Raw genomic sequence first — 18,846 nt, forward strand, 5'->3', positions numbered from 1 at the left:
ACGGAGGCATCAGCGCGATGGCCATCGACTATCACCGCCTGCGGTCGTGGAGTTTCTTTGACCAGACTTCACCCTATGCCGCCACCGACAACATTCGCTATGCACTGAGCCTCGGCTTCGGCACCGATCCGATGGACGAGGCGGACCTGCCCTTCGTCTTCGAGGAAGGGCTGTGCGTGGTGCCTACCTTCCTTGCCACCGTCGGCGCGCCGGGTGCGTGGGCGAGCGATCCGGGCACCGGCATCGACTGGATGCAGATCCTGCACGGCGAGCACCGAATGCGCTTCTTTGCGATGCCTGCCGCATCTGGCGCGGTACGCAGCCGGACGCGCGTCAGCCGCGTGGTGGACAAGGGTGCCGGCAAGGGCGCGCTGGTGGTCACCGAGCGGCGCATCGAGGACCAGGCCAGCGGCGAGTTGCTGGCGAGCGTCGAGCATGTGTCGTTCTGCCGGGCGGACGGCGGCTTTGCCACCGCCGCCACGCCCGGCGACACGCCGCCCGAGCCGTTGCCGGCGGTGCCGGAGCGCGCGCCGGACATGACCATGTCGATGCCGACCTGGCCATCCGCGGCCCTGCTGTACCGCCTCAACGGCGATCGCAATCCCATCCACGCGCTGCCCGCCGCCGCCCGGCAGGCGGGCTTCGGGCGGCCGATACTGCATGGCCTCTGCACCTATGGCATGGCATGCCGGGCGCTGCTGAAACAAGCCTGCGGCGGGGATCCGTCGCGTCTGGCCAGTCTTTCGGTGCGCTTTTCATCGCCATTCGTGCCCGGTGAGACGCTGCGCGTGGAGATGTGGCGCGGCGAAGGGCAGGTCCATTTCCGTGCGCTCGCCGATGAGCGCAATGTGGTCGTGCTGAGCCACGGTGTCGCCGACCTGCATCCGTCATCAAGGAGCCAAGATGTCCGTGATTGAGGAATTCGCCCGCGCCACGCCCGACCGGGTGGCCTACCGCATGGTGCCGTCCGGCCAGGCGGTGACGTGGGCCGAACTGGAGCGGCGTTCGCGCCGGTGCGCTGCCGCACTGCTGGCCGCTGGACTACACGAGGGCGACGGTATCGCGGTGCTGCTGGAAAACCACGTCCGCTATTTCGAGATCCTTTGGGCCGCGCACCGCATCGGGTTGTACTACACCACCATCAGCCGTCACCTGAAAGCCGACGAGGTGGAGTACATCGTGCAGGACTGCGGCGCCCGGGTGCTGTTCTGTTCGGCGCAGACCCTTGGCGACCTGGCGCCCGGCGCGCTGGCATCGCTGCGGGTCACGCGGGTGCTGCTGGATGGCAGCGAGCCGGGCTACAGCAATTACGAAGCGTGGCTGGAGCAGATGCCGGCGGATATCACGCTGCCGCGCACGGTAGAGGGGACTGACTTTTCGTACTCGTCCGGCACCACAGGGCGGCCGAAGGGTATCAAGCGTCCGCTGCAAGGCGCAAATGGCTTCTTTCGCACCGGCGATGACCAGCGCCTGCGCTGGAAATCGTTGGACCGCGACACGGTCTATCTCTCCACCGCACCGTTCTACCATACCGCACCGGTGCGCTGGAACATCGCCACGATGATGGCCGGCGGCACATCGATCCTGATGGAGAAGTTCGAGCCGCTGGCGGCGCTTGATGCGATCGAGCGCTACGGCGTGACCCATAGCCAGTGGGTCCCCACGATGTTCGTGCGCCTGCTGCGCCTGAGCGCGGCGGAGCGCGACCGCTTCGACCTCTCGGCCATGCGCTATGCAATCCATGCTGCCGCGCCGTGTCCGGTTTCAGTCAAGCAGCAGATGATCGACTGGTGGGGGCCGATCCTCTATGAGTTCTACAGCGGCACCGAACTGGTGGGGCGCACGTCGCTGGACTCTGCGGAATGGCTCGCGCACAAGGGCTCGGTCGGTCGTCCCGAGTTCGGACAGGTACATATCGTCGGCGACGATGGCACGGAGGTACCGCAGGGCCAGACCGGGGTCGTCTACTTCTCCGGCGGCGGGCCCTTTACCTACCACAATGATCCCGAGAAGACCAGGCAGGCCTACAACAGTCGTGGTTGGGCCACCTATGGAGACATCGGCCATGTCGATGCCGACGGCTTCCTCTACCTGACGGACCGCCTTGCCAACACCATCGTCTCGGGCGGCGTCAACATCTATCCGCAGGAATCCGAGGACCTGCTGATGAGCCATCCGGCAGTCTTCGACGTGGCGGTGGTCGGCGTGCCGAACACCGAGTTTGGCGAGGAAGTGAAGGCGGTGGTCCAGCTGCACGAGCCCGGACGGGCGTCGCCGGCCCTTGCCGAAGAACTGATCGCGCTTTGCCGCAGCAGGATCTCGCCGATCAAATGCCCGCGCTCCGTCGACTTCGTCACGGCGCTGCCGCGCACCGAAACCGGCAAGCTGCTCAAGCGCGCCGTCAAGGCCAGCTACTGGCCAACCGAAAACCGAATCGCGCATTGAGCGCGCCCGATGCCATGTCCCGACAAGAATCCAGCTACCATGCGCCGCGCAAGATGTTCACGCCGGAGCACGAGATGTATCGCGACAGCGTCGCCCGTTTCCTGGCCGACAAGGTCATGCCCGACCACGCAACCTGGGAGGAGGCAGGCCTGGTGCCGCGCGACCTGTGGCGCGATGCCGGCGCCCATGGCCTGCTGTGCCCCGGCTTGCCCGAAGCCTGGGGCGGGGCCGGCGGCGACTTCCTGCACAGCGCCATCGTGGTCGAAGAAATCGCTCGGGCCCTGGCCAGCGGCGTGACCGGGTTCACCACGCACTCGGAGAACGTCGCGCCGTATTTGCTGGAGTTTGGCACCGAGGCGCAGAAGCGTGAGTTCCTGCCGCGCATGGCCAGCGGCGATGTAGTTGGCTCGATTGCGATGACTGAGCCGGGGGCGGGCAGCGACCTGAAGGCCATCCGTACCAGCGCCGTCAAGGTCGAAGGGGGGTACAGGGTCAACGGCCAGAAGACCTTTATCACCAACGGCTACCACGCCGACCGGGTGCTGGTGTTTGCCAAGACCGATCCTGCAGCCGGTGCGCGCGGCATCAGCCTGTTCTGGATCGACACTACCAGCCCAGGATTCAGCCGCGGCCGCTTGCTGGACAAGGTCGGCCAGAAGGCTCAGGACACCGCCGAACTTTTCTTCGAAGACGTCTATGTGCCGGACGACATGCTGGTCGGCGAGCGCAATGCCGGCTTTGGCTACGCCATGAGCGGCCTGGTGCGCGAGCGCCTGCTGATCGCCCTGCGTTGCGCCGTGGCGCTGGAGGTGGCGCTTGAATGGACCATCGCGCATGTCAAGGAACGCCGCGCCTTCGACAAGGCGTTGATCGAGAATCAGTTCATCCGCTTCCGCCTGGCCGAAATCAAGACGCATGCATGCGCCACGCGTGCTTTCGTCGATAGCTGCCTCGAACAATACCTCGCCGGCACGCTGACGCCGGATGGCGCCGCCATGGCCAAGTTCTGGGCTGGCGAGGCCACGCGCGCCATCGACGACCTGATGCAGTTCTTCGGCGGCTACGGCTATATGCGCGAGTACCCCATTGCCCGTGCCTACACCGACGTGCGCCCGAACCGCATCTACGGCGGTTCGGCCGAAATCATGCGTGAAGTCATTGCGCGTGCACTCTGAGACTCACCATGACCAAGAACCTTTCCCGCTCTGTCGCCATTGTCGGCGCCGCGGAATCCGACCTGGGCAAGGTGCCCGGCAAGACCGCGCTGGAATTGCAGGCGCAGGCCGCGCGGCTGGCCCTGCACGATGCGGGGCTGTCGCTGCGCGATGTCGATGCCGTCTTTGCCCACACCGATGACCGCTTTGCCACCGTGCAGCTGGCCGAGTACCTTGGTATCCGGCCAGGGTACGTCGATTCCAGCAATGTCGGCGGCATGTCCAACCTGATGCACATCCGCCACGCGATGGCGGCCATTGCCGCGGGCATGTGCTCGGTGGCACTGGTGACCTATGGCAGCACGCAACTGTCCGATGGCTCGCGCAAGAGCGGCGCCGTTGCGGCGGATACGGCGGACTCGCCGCGCGGCCAGTTCATCGCGCCTTATGGCCAGCTCAGCCCGATCGGCTACTACGCCATGGTGGCCCAGTTGCACATGCATCGCTACGGCACCACGTCCAGGGATCTGGCCGAGGTGGCAGTGGCGGCGCGCCGCTGGGCGCAGCTGAATCCGAAGGCGTACCGGCGCGAGGAAACCAGCATCGAGGAAGTCATGGCGTCGCCTGTGATTGCATCGCCGCTGCGTGCGCGCGACTGCTGTCTGGTCACGGATGGCGGCGGCGCGCTGGTCATCACCTCCGCCGATCGTGCCCGGGATCTGAAGTCGAAGCCGATCTATGTGATGGGCGCAGCCGAGACGTTCTCGCACCACTACACGCCGTTCAGTACGGCCGACTGGCTGGACACGCGCGTCGCCGAGACCGCGGACGAAGCATTCCACATGGCCGGTGTCACGCGCGCCGACATCGACGTGGTGCAGATCTATGACCACTTCACCATCGGTGTGATCCAGTCGCTGGAGGAGCTGGGCTTCTGCAAGCGGGGCGAGGGCGGCGCCTTCGTCGCCGACGGCGCACTGGGCCCGGGTGGCCGCTTCCCCATCAACACCTCGGGCGGCGGTCTCTCCTACGGCCATCCAGGCATGTTCGGCATGTTCGTGCTGATCGAGGCCGTGCGCCAGTTGCGCGGCGAATGCGGCGAGCGGCAATTGCCCGGCGCCGAGCTGGCGCTGTGCCATGCGCCCGGACTGGTCTTTTCCTGCAACACCACCATGATCCTCGGAGTCTGAAGCATGAGCGAAGCACAACGTCCCCTGCCGCGTCCCACCGAGATCACCGACGGCTACTGGCGGGCCGCCGCGCAGGGGCGGCTCGTAGTGCAGGGCTGTCGCGCCTGCGGCCACCGCCAGTTCTATCCGCGCACGCTGTGCCTTGCCTGCGAATCGGACCAGGTCGACTGGAGCGAGGTTTCCGGCTTCGGCTCGATCTACACCTTTACCATCAACCATCGCGCCCCCAATGCTTTCATGAAGGCGCGGCTGCCGTACGCCGTTGCCATTGTCGAACTGGATGAAGGGGTGCGCATGATGGCGAACATCCTCAATGCTCCGCCCGAGACAATCGCCATCGGCAAGCGGGTGCGCGTGGTGTTCGAGCAGGCTGGCGACGGGGTCAGCTTGCCGCAGTTCGAGCTGTTCGACTGACCATATCCTGCCATGGGGAACACCATGCCCGTCATGCCAAATCAGGGGAATCGTCCATGCTTTCCGGTGTAAAAGTTGTCGAGATTGGCGGAATCGGCCCAGGCCCGTTCTGTGCAATGCATCTTGCCGATCTCGGCGCCGATGTGATCGCCGTGGAACGCGCGGTGCCGGCCAACGGCGCACCGCCGTCCACGGAAGGCCATGTGCTGAACCGGGGCAAGCGCTCGGTGGTTGCCGACCTGAAGACGGCCGCGGGGCGCGAGCTGGTGCTGGCGCTGGTCCAGGATGCCGACGGCCTGATCGAAGGCATGCGCCCAGGCGTGATGGAGCGGCTGGGCCTGGGCCCCGAAGCCTGCCTGGCACGCAATCCCCGCCTGGTCTACGGGCGCATGACGGGCTGGGGGCAGAGCGGGCCGCTGGCGCGGGCCGCGGGACATGACAACAACTATATCTCGCTTTCCGGCGCGCTTTACTACCACGGCACGCCGGCAGAGCCGCCATCGTCGGCCATTACCGTGGTGGGCGACGTTGGCGGCGGGGCACTGTACCTGGCGGTGGGGCTGCTGTCGGGCATCCTTAACGCCCGCGTTACCGGCAAGGGTACCGTGGTCGACGCATCGATCGTCGACGGCTCGGCCCATATGATGCAGTTGCTGTTGTCCACGCGACGGAAGGGCTATATCAGCGGCGCGCGCGGCAACAATATCCACGATGCTTCGCACTTCTACTCGACCTACCGATGCGCGGACGGCGGCTTCGTCACGCTCGGCGCGATCGAGCCGCAGTTCTACGCGCTATTGCTGGAAAAGCTGGGCCTGGCGGAGGACCCGCGTTTTGCCCGGCAATGGGACCGGGAGCGTTGGCCGGAGCTGCATCGGCACTTCGAAGAACTCTTTGCCACCAGGACGCGCGCGCAATGGTGCTCGCTATTGGAGAACACCGACGTCTGCTTCGGTCCGGTGCTGAGCCCTGAAGAGGCTGCCGCGCATCCGCACCTGGCTGCGCGAGGCGTCTACTTCGAAGCGGAGGGCCAGCTGCAGGCCGCGCCCGCGCCGCGGTTCGACGGCAAGGCCAGGACGGTCGGCGCGATCCCGCTGCGGGGCCAGCACACCGGCGAGATCATGGCCGCGATAGACGCCGGCCACGCCGGCGGCGCCTGGAAGACTGCCTGACGCTTGCCGGTGCATTGGCGGCATTGCAGCAATCGCAATGCCGCTTGAGGCCGGGATCGTCTCCCGTCGCCGCTGTCCGGGCGATTCACTGCCTGCGTAGTTCCGCCTGCACACCACGAACACACCTTTCACGGCCACCTGAGCCGGCAGGAGGTGTGCGCCTGGTCGTCGCTCCCGGATATGGCGTCTACACATAAGAGTCTCTTATCAAATCCGGAGAGATTTCTAACTGGAACTGCCGGCGCGGGCAGGCCATCATCCAGCCATCAGACCGGCTTCGAACCCTCGTACCAGCCAGCAACAGCATGGCCATAAAGGCAGAAGATGGACGAAAACAATTTCACGCAAGAGGCAAGGATTCCGGGTGCACGTTCTACGGCATCCGCAACCGAACGTAACCGCGCGCACATGTTGGCGATGCTGAGCCAGGTGCGCGACCTGGAGCAACGCACGGTCAGCAAGTCGGCAACAGCGGCAGACGCATTCCATGCGCGCGGCAAGCTGCTGCCGCGGGAGCGGCTCGCGCACCTGCTGGACGCCGACCGTCCGTTCTTCGAACTCATGACCCTGTGCGGCTATTGCGGGATCGAGAATCCGGATCCGGCCACGAGCGTACCGGGTGCGGCACTCATTGTCGGCATCGGCTTCATCGAAGGCGTGCGTTGCATGATCGCCGTGAACGATTCCGGCATCAGCGCCGGTGCAATGCAGGCGCTGACCGGCCAGAAGCTGATTCGCGCGCAGGAAATTGCCCTCGCCCAGAAACTGCCTTTTGTCCAGTTGGTGGAAAGCGCGGGCGGCAACCTGCGCAAGTATCGGGTCGAACGCTTTGTCGTGGGTGGCGGTATGTTCTACAACCTGGCCCGGCTGTCCGCAGCCGGCGTTCCGGTCGTGTCGCTCATCCATGGATCTTCGGCCGCCGGGGGCGCCTACCTGCCGGGGCTGTCCGACCATGTCATCATGGTTCGGCGCCAGGCTCATGCGTACCTCGCCGGACCCTCACTGCTGCGCGCCGCGACAGGCGAAGAGGCCACCGACGAGGAGCTCGGTGGCGCCGACATGCACGCCAGCGTCTCGGGCCTCGCCGACCACGTGGCCGACAACGACCTCGATGGCATTGCCCGCCTGCGCGAAGTGATGGACACGATCGGCTGGCGCGAGGCACCGGGCGGCGAGAGCTGGGACGAGCCGCTCGAGCCTGCCGAGGATCTGCTGGAACTGATGCCGGCCGACACCCGGACGCCGGTCGACATGCGCGAAGTGATTGCGCGCATTGTCGATGGATCGCGCTTCAGGGAGTTCAAGGCGATGTATGGGGTCCATACGGTCTGCGGCCACGCCCGCATCCAGGGACACGACGTGGGGATTCTGACGAACAACGGGCCGCTCGACTGCGACGGATCCACCAAGGCGGCGCAATTCATCCAGTCGTGCGTCCAGTTGGGCCGGCCGCTTATCTTCCTGCAGAACATCACCGGCTTCATGGTCGGGCGCGAGCATGAGCAGGCAGGAATGATCAAGCACGGCGCGAAGCTGATCCAGGCGCTGTCCAATGCGCCGGTGCCGCGCCTGACCGTGTTGTGCGGCTCGTCCTTCGGTGCCGGCAACTATGGCATGTGCGGCCGCGCGTTTCGCCCGGACTTTCTTTTCTCGTGGCCGAATGCGCGCACTGCCGTCATGGGCGGCGAGCAGGCCGCCATGACCATGCGCCTGGTCGCCGAGAACGCCGCGCGCCGCAGCGGGCGCCCCGTCGACGAACCGGCGATAGCAGCCGAGAGCCGCGACATCGTCGCCACGTTTGAACGCCAGTCCAGTGCGATCCACACCAGCAGCATGCTGCTCGATGACGGGATCATCGACCCCAGGGACACGCGCTCGTGGCTGGGCATGGCGCTCGCCACGGTGGCACAGGCCAGGCACCGCGCCGTGCAGCCGATGCAGTTCGGCGTCGCCCGCCTCTAGCCACAACGGCGGCTGCGCGCCGCCTGTGGCCGCGTGCCTGGCAGGCTGCCTGCGCCCCATCCCTTCGACAACACAAGGAGACACCAACCATGATGACCCCCGAACACATCGCGCTGCAGGACAGCGTGCGCAGGCTGATCGACCGGGAGATCGAACCCTTTGTCGAGAAGTGGGAGGCTGACGAAATCTTCCCCGCGCACGAAGTGTTCAAGAAGCTCGGCTCGGCGGGCTATCTCGGCGTGAACAAGCCCGTGGAATTCGGCGGCATGGGGCTGGACTACTCCTACGAGATCGCATTCTGCGAGGCCATCGGCGGCATCAGCGCGGGCGGCGTCGGCATGGCCATCGCCGTGCAGACCGACATGGCCACGCCGGCGCTGGCACGATTCGGCTCGGACGAGTTGCGGGAGACCTTTCTCAAGCCAACCGTCGCGGGAGATTTCGTGGTGTGCCTGGGCGTGTCCGAAGCCGGGGCCGGTTCGGACGTGGCATCGCTGAAGACCACGGCGCGCAAGGATGGCTCCGACTATGTGATCAACGGCTCCAAGATGTGGATCACGAGCGGGCTGCAGGCCGACTGGATGTGCCTGCTGGCGAATACCAGCGAGGGCGATGTCCACCGCAACAAGTCGCTGATCTGCCTGCCGCTGAGGGAGAACGGTAAGCTGCGTCCCGGCATCACGATGAACAAGATCAAGAAGGTCGGCATGTGGTCTTCCGATACCGCCCAGGTATTCTTCGACGACGTCCGGGTGCCCCAGCGCTATCGCATCGGGGAAGAAGGCATGGGCTTCACCTACCAGATGCGCCAGTTCCAGGAAGAGCGCCTCAGCGGCGCCACCCGCCGGGTCACCGCGCTCACCAATGCGATCAACGAGACCATCGAGTACACGCGTGAGCGCAAGGCGTTCGGGCGTTCGATCCTGGACAACCAGGCGGTCCATTTCCGGCTGGCCGAGCTGAAGACGGAAGTCGAACTGCTGCGATCCGTCATCTACCGCGCGGCCCAGGTGCATATGTCCGGCGGCGACATGACCGAGCTGGCCTCCATGGCCAAGCTCAAGGCCGGCCGCCTGTGCCGGGAGGTGACCGACTCCTGCCTGCAGTACTGGGGAGGCATGGGTTTCACCTGGGACAACCGCGTGTCGCGCGCCTGGCGCGACCTGCGCCTGATCTCCATCGGCGGCGGCGCCGACGAGATCATGCTGACCATCATCTGCAAGCACATGGGAATCCTGCCGAAGCGATCGGCCTGATCAGGGGAGAATCACATGCGCTTCGACACATTGCTTGTCGCCAACCGGGGAGAAATCGCACTGCGGGTCCTGCGCAGCGCGCGCAAGCTCGGCTTGCGCACGGTTGCCGTCTATTCGGACGCCGATGCCGGCAGCCGTCACGTGCGCGAGGCCGATCTGGCCGTGCGCATCGGACCGGCCGACGCCGCCCGCAGCTATCGGCATGCCCATGCGCTGATCGAGGCATGCCGGCGCACCGGCGCCCAGGCGATACATCCGGGCTACGGATTCCTCTCCGAGAACGCGGAGTTCGCGCGGGCGGTCGCCGAGGCGGGCCTGACCTTCGTGGGACCCTCGGCAGACGTCATTGCGTTGATGGGCAACAAGGCACAGGCAAAGCTGGCCATGCAAAAGGCCGGGGTGCCGACTGTGCCGGGAGAACAGGGCTGTGCCACCGACGAGGCGGCCCTCGCCGCGGTCGAGCGCATCGGCTTCCCGGTCATCCTGAAGGCCGCGGCAGGCGGGGGCGGCCGTGGCATGCGGGTCGTCCGCGACGCCACGGCCTTGCCGGCGGCGCTGCAACAGGCGCGCTCCGAGGCGGCAGGCGCGTTCGGCTCTGACGAGCTTATCATCGAGCGCGCCATCGAACGCGGAAGACACATCGAGATCCAGGTGCTGTGCGACGAGCATGGCCGCTGCCTGCACCTCGGTGAGCGCGACTGTTCGACACAGCGGCGCTTCCAGAAGGTCATCGAGGAAGCGCCTTCGCCCGCGGTGAACGCCGAGCTGCGCCGGGAGATGGGAGAGGTCGCGGTGCGCGCCTGCGAGGCCATCGGCTACACCGGCGCCGGCACGCTCGAATTCCTGCTGGATGGAAAAGGCCGCTTCTATTTCATGGAGATGAACACGCGGCTGCAGGTCGAGCACGGCGTGACGGAGCTGGTCACCGGGCTTGACCTGGTGGAGCAGCAACTGCGCATCGCCCAGGGCGAGCCGCTCGCGTTCGGGCAGGAGGATGTGCGCATGCGCGGCCATGCCATCGAGGTACGGCTGTGTGCGGAGGATCCCGCGGCGGGCTTTCTGCCCCAGGTGGGCCGCGTCGATGTCTGGCGCCCGGCGCCCGACATCCGCGTCGACAGCGCGCTGCACGGAGGCATGGAGATCGGTTCCGACTACGACTCGATGGTCGCGAAGATCATGTCCTGGGGCGAGACGCGTGAACAAAGCATTCACCGCCTGGTCCGTGCCTGCGAGCGCACGGCGCTGCTGGGTGTCCGAACCAACCTTGGCCTGCTCTCGCGCTGTCTGCGCCATCCGCACTTCGTGGCCGGCGAGGTCACCACGGATTTCCTGGCTGGCGAAGACATGGGCAGCCCGGCGTGGCGCGCGCAGCCGTCGGTGCATGCACGCGCCGCGGCGGCCTTGCTGCTGTCGGGCGCGGTCGGCCGCGACGCGTCCGGCATGCAGCGGCTGCCGGCTGGCCCGGCGCAAACGCGGGCGCTGTGGCTCATGGATGCGACGCACACGAGCGGCGCAGGCGCCGCGGCGCAAGGGACGGCCAGCGCGGTGGAACTGCGGCCATCGGCGGACCGGGGCGAAGTCGTCATCCGCTCCCGGCCGGGCGAACCGATCCCCGCGCGCAACGCGACGGATGTGCCAGCGCGCGAGGCAGAGCCCGCCTGCAGCGTTGCCAATGTGCATTGGGAGCCGACCGGGAACTCGGCCGGCGGCTATGGCGGAACGCTCGGGCTTGCGGTCGATGGCGTGTACCGCCAGCTGATGTGCAGCTCGCCTCGACGCGACGAATGGTGGCTGCAGGATGGCGCGGACACGTTCGTGTTCCGGCGGCTGGCGCGCTTCGCTGCCAGCGACGGCGAATCCGTCGGCGGCAGCGTACGGGCGCCGATGAGCGGGCGCGTGGTTGCCGTCATGGTTGGCGAGGGCGACGCCGTCGAGCGCGGCCAGACTCTGGTCGTACTGGAGTCGATGAAGATGGAAATGCCCCTGGCAGCGCCGAGCACGGGGCGCATCGTGCGCCTGCTTGCCCGGGAGGGCATGCAGCTCAACGCGGGCCAGGTGCTGATCGAAGTCGGCGTGGGCGCCGAAGCGGGAAAGGTCGAAGCCGAGGGCGCGGCCTGACCGCGCGGAAGCCGGGATGCAGAGCGGACGCGCCGGGGCACGGCCACGGGCGCATCCAGACACACTACAGGAGAGCATGAATGGTCCAGAACGCAAAACCCGGCCGCGCGATCGTCATTGGTGGCGCATCGGGATTCTGGGGCGACTCGCAGATCGCCGTCCCGCAACTGCTGCAGGAGCCGGGACTGGGCTACCTCGTCTTCGACTACCTCGCCGAAACCACCATGGCGATCCTTCAGCGCGCGCGCCTTCGTGCGCCGGAGCTTGGCTACGCCACGGATTTCGTCAGCGCGGCGCTGAAGCCCAACCTGCAAGCGCTGAAGCAGCGTGGGGTGCGCCTGGTGTCCAACGCAGGCGGCCTTAACCCGGCGGGCTGCCGCGATGCCATCCTTGCCCTGGCGCGAGAGCAAGGGCTGGACCTGAAGGTCGCTATCGTGTCCGGCGACGACGTGCTGGCGCTTCAGGAAAGCTTCCTGCCCTGGCCCGGCGACGAGGCCGATGCCGGGCTTCCCCGGCTGATGTCAGCCAACGCCTACCTCGGCGCCCTGCCCATTGCACAGGCACTGGACGCCGGCGCGGACATCGTCGTCACCGGCCGTTGCGTGGATAGCGCCGCGCTGCTCGGGATCGCCATCCACGAGTTCGGGTGGTCAATGCAGGACTACGACCGGCTGGCGCAGGGCAGCCTTGCCGGCCATCTGGTTGAGTGCGGCGCGCAGGCCACGGGTGGGCTGTTCACGGACTGGGAGCGCGTGCCGGACTGGACCAACATCGGATATCCGCTGGTGCGCATGACCGCCGACGGCGTGTTCGAACTCTACCAGCCGGGCGACGCGGGCGGGCTGGTGACGCGCCAGACCGTGGGCGAGCAATTGCTCTACGAGATCGGTGACCCGAAGGCGTATGCGCTGCCCGATGTCGTTTGCGACTTCTCCGAGGTCCGGATCGAGGACCTGCCGGGCTTCGAGGCCAGCGGCGGGCGGGTGCGCGTCAGCGGCGCACGGGGAAGGGCGCCCAGCGATTGCTACAAGGTGACCGCCACTTACCAGCAGGGTTACCAGATTGCGCTGATGATGGCGATTCGCGGACAGCGGGCGCTGGAGAAGGCCGAACGCACGGCGCAGGCCCTGCTTGCGCGCAGCCGCACCCTGATGGCCAGGAGCGGCCACGCCGACTACAGCGACACCCTGGTGGAACTGCTGGGCGCGGAATCCATGTACGGGCCGCACCGCCGCGTGCGGGACAGCCGCGAAGTGGTGCTGCGCATTGCCGCCCAGCACGATGACAGGCAGGCGTTGGCTTTCCTGCAGAAGGAGGCGGCGTCAGCCGGCACATCGATGGGGCCGGGCACGCGCAGCCATTTCGGCGGACGTTCGGATATCCAGAGCGTGATCCGCACGGTCTCGTTCCTGCTTCCCAAGCAGGAAGTGACGGTGCAATGGAAGATGGCCGACGAGCCGGCGACAACCGTGGAGGTGCCAGCGGGTGGCGCGTCCTCGGAGCGGCCGGCAATCACCGCGCACGTGCCCGGCACATTCGCTGGGGATGCACAACGACCGGACGTGCGCTGCGTGGTGCGTATTCCGCTCGGCACGCTGGCGGTCGGGCGCAGCGGTGACAAAGGCAACGACGCCAATATCGGATTGATGGTGCGGGACCCGGCCTGGCTGCCGGTGGTCAGCGCGCAGGCGACGGCGGAGCGGGTACGCGACTACTTTGCGCACCTGGTTGAAGGGCCGGTGAGACGGTACGAACTGCCGGAAATCGGCGCCTTCAACTTCGTACTGGAAAAGGCACTGGGCGGCGGTGGCTCCTGCAGCCTGCGTTCCGATCCGCTGGGAAAGTGCTACGCACAGATGCTGCTGGACATGGAAATCGAATGCCCCGCAGAGCTGTTGCCCGAAGGGAGCCGGGAAGCAGCCGCCGCTCGCTGACCGGGTGGCAGGGCACTTCGCGACACACAACGAACCAGGAGACACGAGTGATGCAAGCGATTTACCCATCAGCCTGCCAGGCTCAGAGCAGCGCGCGGCGGCGTCCCCCGCGACGGTATGGCGCGGCCGTGGCGATCGGCCTGGCTGCCCTCCTGTGGGGCGCCGCAGCCATTGCCCAGCCATCGCCCGCTGCCGGCACCGAACGCCTCGACAAGCCCGTGCGCATCATTGTTGCCTATGGCGCGGGCGGGGCATCGGACAGCATCGCCCGTTTCGTGGGCGACGGACTCTCCAGGCGTGCCGGAAAGCCCGTGATCGTAGAGAACAAGGCCGGTGCCGACGGCAACATCGCTGCCGAGTCCGCAGTCCGAGCCGCCACCGACGCATATACGCTGCTGGTGTCCGGTTCATCGACGCACGCGGCAAATGCCACCATCTACCGCAGACTTCCCTACGATCCTGAGGCGGACTTTACGCCGCTGGCGACAATGGCCAGCACACCGTTCGTGTTGCTCGTGAATCCCAGGCGCGTGCACGCCGCGACGTTCAGGGAGTTCCTGGCATGGGCCAGGAAGGAGAACAGTTCACTGTCCTTTGCCAGCGCCAACGTGGGCGGCCGTATCAGCGGTGAACTGTTCAAGCAACGAGCGGGCGTCAAGGCGGTCAACGTTCCTTACAAGAACAGCAGCCAGGCCATGACGGACCTGATCGGCGGCCAGTTCGACTACTACCTGTGCGACATGGTCACGGCGCTGCCGCAGATCCAGGCTGGCACGGTGCGTGCGCTGGCGATCTCCAGCGCCGAACGCGCGCCGTCGTTACCCGATGTGCCGACGCTGGCGGAAAGCGGCTTCCCGGACTTCGACGTCAGTTCGTGGATCGCCATCTGGAGCGCCAACGCGTCGACCCCCCAGCCTGTGGCCAGGCTGTTGTCGCGCTGGATCGCGGAGACGCTCGACTCGTCCGGTGGGCGCCAGTTCCTGGTGGGCAAGGGGCTGATTCCGGCCAAGGTCGCGCCGACGCATCTGCAGGAGCTGCAGCGGCGCGACACCAGGCTTTGGGGGAAAATCATCGTCGACGCGGGGATGCAGCAGCCATGAAGAGCGTGGCGCGTTCAGCGCGGCGAAATCAGGCGGCTGATGCCCAGCGCGCTCTCGCCGAGCTTGTCGGTGCGGGCATAGAGCCGGTAGCTGATGGTCGGCAGCGCTGGCATGCCGGCGTGAGGGTCCAGGACCTTCAGGTCGGGGGCCAGCATCTCCACGGTGCGCGGCGTGACCCCCATGCCCGCCCGCAATGCAGCCCGGATACCCGCCAGCGTCGAGGTCTGGAAGGCAACCCGCCAGGGGATGCCGGCTTCCGACAGGGACTTGATCGCCATGCTGTGGAACGGGCAGGCGCCTTCGATGAGCACAAGCGGCACCGGCGCGCCGGGCTGATGGTGGTACCGCGCGCCTGCGATCCAGGTGACAGGCGAGGTGCGCAGCACGACCTGATCGAACTCCGGGTTCGGCACAGGGTCAAGCATGACGACCAGGTCGATATCGCCGCGGCGCAGGGACGAGGTCAGCCAACGGCGGCGGCCAACCTGGATGTCCACGCGCAGGCCGGGAAAGGCCTCGGCACACATCTTCAGGTACTCGGGAATCAGCGAGTCGACGGCGTCAGCGCAAGCCCCGACTTTCACGGGCTCGTCGAAGCCCTTCTGGGTCATGGCGCGATAGGCCTCGTCGTTAAGGCCTACGATGCGGCGCGCATAGTCGAGGAGTCGGCTGCCCGCCATGGTCAGACGCTTGCTGCGGCCGACGCGCTCGAACAATTCACAGCCGAGCGCCGCCTCCAGTTTCTGCATCTGCTGGGACACGGCGGCCTGGGTGCGGAAGACCTGTTCCGCCGCCACAGCGAAGTTTTCCTTTTCCGCCACGGCAACAAAGGTGCGAAGCAGGCCGATGTCAAGGTTGCGAAAGCTCATGTCGAATAGCGTTGCGGCCGCTGCTTGCAAGAGGCGGTGATTTCCAACATTAACCCTCGGGATTGACCAGCATGACTTCCAGCGTATCGCCCACACTCATCGAAACTGCGGCCCCGACCGCCACTGCGGAGGCGCCGTTCGTTCGCACTGCCATTGACGGCGCGGTTTTTCGCATTGAGCTTAACCGATCCGACGCGAGGAATCCACTGAGCGCCGAGATGGTTACGGCATTGTCAAAGGCAGTGGATCGGGCCGAGCAGATGGATGACGTGCGCGTCATTCTTTTCACCGCGGCAGGCAAGGCCTTCAGTGCCGGCGGAGACCTTGGCAATATCACTGACCGCCTGGCAGTCAAGCCCGGCGCGGATGGCCGGGACCCCATCGCGGTAGGCAACCGGCGCTATGGCGAGTTCCTGTCCCGGCTCGCGCAATCGCCGAAGGTTACGGTAGCCTGCGTGAACGGGGCTGCCATGGGCGGTGGCGCCGGCCTGGTATGCGCGGTGGATATCGCCGTGGGCTCCCCGGCGGCACGGTTCGGCTTTCCGGAGGCCGGCATCGGCCTGGTGCCAGGGCAAATCCTCCCTTTCGTCAGCGCACGCGTGGGCGACCAGGTGGCGCGCCGGCTCATGCTCACCGGCGAACGGATCAATGGCGTAGAGGCGCACCGTATCGGCTTGCTGGATTACCTTGCCCAATCCGAGGAGGCACTGCCAGTGCGCGTGCAGGAAGTTCTGGAATTCGTCGTGGCCACGGCACCCGCGGCCAGCGTCGCGACCAAGTCCCTGCTGGCACAGGCCCGCCCGCTGTCAGCCCAGCCGCACGAGGCATTGAAAAACTACCTGGATGCAGCCTCCGTGAAGTTTGCGCAGCAGATGCGCTCCGAGGCGGTGGAAGGTGTAACCGCCGCGCGGGAGCGCCGGCCGGCGCGCTGGAACGTGGGTGCCGGACTGCCGCCGCTGGCGGCCAACTGAACAGCAAGCTTCGCACGTCAACATTCTGGAGGAAACGAGCAATGGCATCACTGGACGGCTTGAAGGTCGTGGACCTGTCCCGGGTACTTGGCGGTCCGCTGTGTGGGCAGATTCTCGGCGATCATGGTGCCAACGTGATCAAGGTAGAGGGTCCGATGGGCGATGAGACGCGTACCTGGGGGCCGCCCTTCAATGAGGCGGGCATGGCCTCGTACTTCGCCGGCATCAATCGCAACAAGCGCACCGTATGCCTCGACCTCGCGTTGCCCGAGGGACGCGCAGTGCTGATGCAATTGCTTGCCGACGCGGATGTGCTGATCGAGAACTTCAAGGTTGGCACGCTGGAGCGTTGGGAGATGGGCTATGACGACGTGCTCTCCACACGCTTTCCGAGGCTCATCCATTGCCGTGTCACCGGCTTCGGTGCGACGGGGCCGCTCGGCGGGCTGCCCGGCTACGACGCTGCGGTGCAGGCGCTCGGTGGCATCATGAGCATCAATGGCGATCCGGATGGCATGGCTACGCGTGTCGGCGTGCCGATCGTGGATGTGACGACCGGATTGAGCGCCGTCATCGGCGTCTTGCTGGCCTTGCACGAGCGCGAGCGCAGCGGCAGGGGGCAATCCATCGAGTCGGCCCTGTACGACAACGCGCTGTTTTCGCTATACCCGCACTCCATCAACACACTATTCACCGGCAAGGCTCCAATGAGGTCCGGCAATGGCCATCCGAACATCGCGCCCTACGATACCTATGCGACGGCCACCGAGCCCATCTATCTCGCGGTCGGCAACAACGGCCAGTTTCAGCGGCTGTGCGAAGCGGTGGAGCGCACGGAACTGGCGGCCGATGCGCGCTACGTGACCAATGCCCAGCGCGCCGTGCATCGCTTCGAGCTCAAGCGCGATCTCGAGGCGGCCTTCAGCCGCTTCGAAGCGCAGTCGCTGTTCGAGCGCCTGGTGGCGGCTGGCGTGCCGTGCGGTGTCATCCACAACGTCGTCGAGGCACTGAACCACCCGCATACCGCGCACCGTGGCATGGTGGCAGAAATCGGCAACTTCAAGTCGGTCGCTTCCCCCGTCAAACTCAGCCGCACACCGGCAACGTACCGTGAGGCGCCGCAACAGATTGGCGCCAGCACGGTGGAGGTGCTGCGCGAGGCAGGCCTTACCGATTCACAAATTGAAAGGCTAATTGACCAGGGCGTGGCGCTTCAGCGAAGGCAGGTTTCGTAATGCGGCAACAATTTTCTTAACCAACACAAGGGTGATCCCCCAGCCCTGCGCGTCGCGGACGCATCGCATATCCGCCGCTACCACGCGCTGTCCGCACCGCCCGGGCCGCGGGTGCGGTGGCCGGCAAACCGCTCGAGCATGAAATCCACCAGCGCCCGCACCTTGTCGGGCCGGTGGTTGCGCGCCGGGAACACCAGGTAGATGTCCGCCGGCGCCAGTTGCCACTGCGGCAGCACGCGGCGCAGCGCGCCGCTGCGCAGGTGCTCGGCCACGTCCCATTCGGAGCGCACCAGCAGCCCTTGCCCGTCGAGTGCCCATGCCAGCGCCGATTCGCCGTCGTTGGTGCTCATGGTGCCGCGCACCTTGACCGTTTCCTGCTGCGCGCCGCTGCGCAGGTGCCAGGTGCCGAAGGTCTCGTCGGCCTCGCGGATAAAGATGCAGTTGTGCCGCGCCAGCTCGCGCGGATTCGCCGGCTCGCCGGCGGCCTGCAGGTAGGACGGCGCGGCGCATAGCAGGCGGCGGTTATTGGCGAGCAGCCGCGCGGTGAGCCGCACGTCGGGCAGCTCGCCGAAATGGATCAGCGCGTCCAGGCCCTGTTCGACCAGGTTGAGCGGCCGGTCGCTCAGGTGCAGCTGCACCTCGATCCTGGGAAACGCGCGCGCGAATGCCGACAGCGCCGGCGCGATATGGCGGCGGCCGAAACCCAGCGTTGCCCCGATCTTCAGCAGGCCGTGCGGCGTGCCGCTGCTGCCGGCGATGGCGCGTTCCAGCGCTTCCATTTCCGCCAGGATGCGCGCACCTTCGACCAGGTAGCTTTCGCCCTCCGGCGTCAGGCTGATGCGGCGCGTGGTCCGGTGCAGCAGCCGCACGCCCAGCCGTGCCTCCAGCGCGGCCAGGCGCTTGCTGACCGCGGGCGGCGTCACGCCCAGTTCCTGCGCGGCCGCGGCCAGGCTGCCGTGCTTGTTGATGCACTGGAAGAAGGCGAGGTCGGAGAAGTTGTCCATTGGTGAATTGCATGAACTAAAG

General features: G+C 66.6%; 15 protein-coding genes. 13 read left to right on the forward strand and 2 right to left on the reverse strand.

From position 1 onward, the window contains the following. Window positions 1-17: 17 nt before the first annotated feature. From JTE92_RS14005 to JTE92_RS14055, 11 genes are all read left to right on the forward strand, one after another. Complete coding sequence (locus JTE92_RS14005; protein WP_063236699.1) at window positions 18-917, forward strand: MaoC/PaaZ C-terminal domain-containing protein; 900 nt, start codon at window positions 18-20, stop codon at window positions 915-917. Continuing rightward, the gene (locus JTE92_RS14010) at window positions 904-2,445 is read left to right on the forward strand and encodes an acyl-CoA synthetase (RefSeq protein ID WP_063236700.1); all 1,542 of its coding nucleotides are present in this window, start codon (window positions 904-906) and stop codon (window positions 2,443-2,445) included. The genes JTE92_RS14005 and JTE92_RS14010 overlap by 14 nt, the downstream gene beginning before the upstream one ends. A 14-nt stretch (window positions 2,446-2,459) precedes the next feature. Then, window positions 2,460-3,620: an acyl-CoA dehydrogenase family protein gene (locus JTE92_RS14015; protein WP_063236701.1), complete on the forward strand. Its 1,161-nt coding sequence runs from the start codon at window positions 2,460-2,462 to the stop codon at window positions 3,618-3,620. Window positions 3,621-3,628: 8 nt separating this feature from the next. Continuing rightward, window positions 3,629-4,789, forward strand: a complete 1,161-nt coding sequence (locus tag JTE92_RS14020) for an acetyl-CoA acetyltransferase (RefSeq protein ID WP_063236702.1) — start codon at window positions 3,629-3,631, stop codon at window positions 4,787-4,789. 3 nt (window positions 4,790-4,792) lie between these two features. After that, window positions 4,793-5,203, forward strand: coding sequence for a Zn-ribbon domain-containing OB-fold protein (locus JTE92_RS14025; RefSeq protein ID WP_063236703.1), 411 nt, complete (start codon window positions 4,793-4,795; stop codon window positions 5,201-5,203). A 56-nt stretch (window positions 5,204-5,259) separates the two neighbouring features. After that, complete coding sequence (locus tag JTE92_RS14030) at window positions 5,260-6,375, forward strand: CaiB/BaiF CoA transferase family protein (RefSeq protein ID WP_063236704.1); 1,116 nt, start codon at window positions 5,260-5,262, stop codon at window positions 6,373-6,375. Window positions 6,376-6,783: 408 nt separating this feature from the next. Further along, window positions 6,784-8,337 (forward strand): acyl-CoA carboxylase subunit beta, encoded by a 1,554-nt coding sequence (locus JTE92_RS14035; protein WP_232353212.1) that lies wholly within the window; start codon window positions 6,784-6,786, stop codon window positions 8,335-8,337. Window positions 8,338-8,426: 89 nt separating this feature from the next. Next, window positions 8,427-9,593, forward strand: a complete 1,167-nt coding sequence (locus JTE92_RS14040; protein WP_063236705.1) for an acyl-CoA dehydrogenase family protein — start codon at window positions 8,427-8,429, stop codon at window positions 9,591-9,593. Between the two features lie 15 nt (window positions 9,594-9,608). Next, window positions 9,609-11,711, forward strand: a complete 2,103-nt coding sequence (locus JTE92_RS14045; RefSeq protein WP_063236706.1) for an acetyl/propionyl/methylcrotonyl-CoA carboxylase subunit alpha — start codon at window positions 9,609-9,611, stop codon at window positions 11,709-11,711. An 80-nt stretch (window positions 11,712-11,791) separates the two neighbouring features. After that, window positions 11,792-13,645 carry an acyclic terpene utilization AtuA family protein gene (locus JTE92_RS14050; protein WP_063236707.1) on the forward strand — a complete coding sequence of 618 codons (1,854 nt, stop codon included), beginning with the start codon at window positions 11,792-11,794 and terminating at the stop codon, window positions 13,643-13,645. A 128-nt stretch (window positions 13,646-13,773) separates the two neighbouring features. Beyond that, on the forward strand, window positions 13,774-14,745 hold the full coding sequence (locus JTE92_RS14055) for a Bug family tripartite tricarboxylate transporter substrate binding protein (RefSeq protein WP_232353214.1): 972 nt from the start codon (window positions 13,774-13,776) through the stop codon (window positions 14,743-14,745). 14 nt (window positions 14,746-14,759) lie between these two features. Here the strand turns inward: JTE92_RS14055 and JTE92_RS14060 are convergent, their stop codons facing one another. Further along, entirely contained in the window at window positions 14,760-15,614 is an 855-nt protein-coding gene (locus tag JTE92_RS14060) for a LysR substrate-binding domain-containing protein (RefSeq protein ID WP_063236709.1), read from the reverse strand. Between the two features lie 71 nt (window positions 15,615-15,685). Here JTE92_RS14060 and JTE92_RS14065 point away from each other — a divergent pair, with 71 nt between their 5' ends. After that, entirely contained in the window at window positions 15,686-16,585 is a 900-nt protein-coding gene (locus tag JTE92_RS14065; RefSeq protein WP_084254414.1) for an enoyl-CoA hydratase/isomerase family protein, read from the forward strand. 41 nt (window positions 16,586-16,626) lie between these two features. Next, window positions 16,627-17,820 carry a CaiB/BaiF CoA transferase family protein gene (locus JTE92_RS14070; protein WP_063236710.1) on the forward strand — a complete coding sequence of 398 codons (1,194 nt, stop codon included), beginning with the start codon at window positions 16,627-16,629 and terminating at the stop codon, window positions 17,818-17,820. 77 nt (window positions 17,821-17,897) lie between these two features. Here JTE92_RS14070 and JTE92_RS14075 read toward each other — a convergent pair whose 3' ends face one another. Continuing rightward, a complete protein-coding gene (locus tag JTE92_RS14075; protein ID WP_063236711.1) occupies window positions 17,898-18,824 on the reverse strand; it encodes a LysR family transcriptional regulator in 927 nt (308 codons plus the stop codon). Between the last annotated feature and the right edge of the window lie 22 nt (window positions 18,825-18,846).

The sequence above is a fragment of the Cupriavidus oxalaticus genome (genome assembly GCF_016894385.1).
GTDB classification, from domain to species: domain Bacteria; phylum Pseudomonadota; class Gammaproteobacteria; order Burkholderiales; family Burkholderiaceae; genus Cupriavidus; species Cupriavidus oxalaticus.